Source organism: Variovorax brevis, assembly GCF_030317105.1.
In the GTDB taxonomy this organism is placed as follows: domain Bacteria; phylum Pseudomonadota; class Gammaproteobacteria; order Burkholderiales; family Burkholderiaceae_C; genus Variovorax; species Variovorax brevis.
In genome coordinates, this window is record NZ_JASZYG010000083.1 from 1 (window position 1) to 1,088 (window position 1,088).

General features: G+C 63.9%; 1 protein-coding gene. It reads left to right on the forward strand.

Going from position 1 to position 1,088, the window contains the following annotated elements; all coding sequences use genetic code 11:
- Positions 1-1,088, forward strand: a 1,088-nt coding sequence (locus QTI66_RS39515; RefSeq protein WP_286565840.1) for a hypothetical protein, incomplete at both ends; no start/stop codon positions are given.

Consider the following 1,088-nt stretch of genomic DNA (forward strand, 5'->3'; position numbering starts at 1 on the left):
GTGCTCGAAAGCGAGTGCATCGACCGGATGTACCTCAACGTCTACGTGCCGCAGTTGCAGCGCATCGGCGGCGTGGTGTGGTACCTGCGCGGCCACCTTGGCCAGCGCTTCGCATCGACCGCAGGGGTGGCACCGAAGACCGACGCGTTCGTGGCCAGTATCGAGCGCTTTGTCGCCGAGCAGGGCGTGGAGATGGTCAGCTTCTCCAAGCACCAACGCAAGGATGACCTCACGCAGCAGTACCTGCAGCAGTTCGACGCCGAGGAAGGCGTGCTTTACGTGGGTCGCGCACAGGAGAAGGCCCGGGTTGTGCGCACCGAGCGTCGCCGCAATGCGGCCACCGGCATGACCTACCCGTGGGTGGTGGACGGCTCGGCGATGATCAACCACTTCTACTTCTATTGCGTGGACCGGGACTTCGGCCCGTTCTTCCTGAAGTTCTGTTCCTACTTCCCCTACAACGCCAAGCTGTGCATCAACGGCAACGAGTATGCCAAGTGCCAGTTGCGCAAGCGCGGCATTGCCTTCGAGGCGTTGGACAACGGCGTGCTGTCCTGCGCCGACCCCAAGGCACTGCAGCGCATCTGCGATGGGTTGGACGACAAGAAGATCGACCGGCTGCTGCGCAAATGGCTGGCGCGGCTGCCCCATCCGTTTGATCGGCGCGACCGTGCCGCCGGCTACCGCTACGGCTTGTCGATCTTGCAGGCCGAGTTCGCGCTGACCCAGGTGCTCGATCGGCCGGTGGCCGGGCGCATCTTCTTCGAACAGGTCATCCGCGAGAACCTGGACATCGGGCGCCCCGGCCAAGTCCAACTCATCTTCGATCGCCGGGTCAACCGGCGCACTCCGGGGCGGTTCCGCACCCGGGTGATCACCGAGGGCGTCACGCCCTCGCTGCATGTGGACTACAAGCGTTCACGCATCAAGCAGTACCACAAGGAAGGCCAGGCCTTGAGAAGCGAGACCACCATCAACGACACGCGCGACTTCGGGGTGGGGCGGCTGTTGAAGAACTTGCCAGAGTTGCGCCGCATCGGATTTGCCGCCAACCGGCGGCTGCTCGAGATCGAGCAGATCAGCCACGA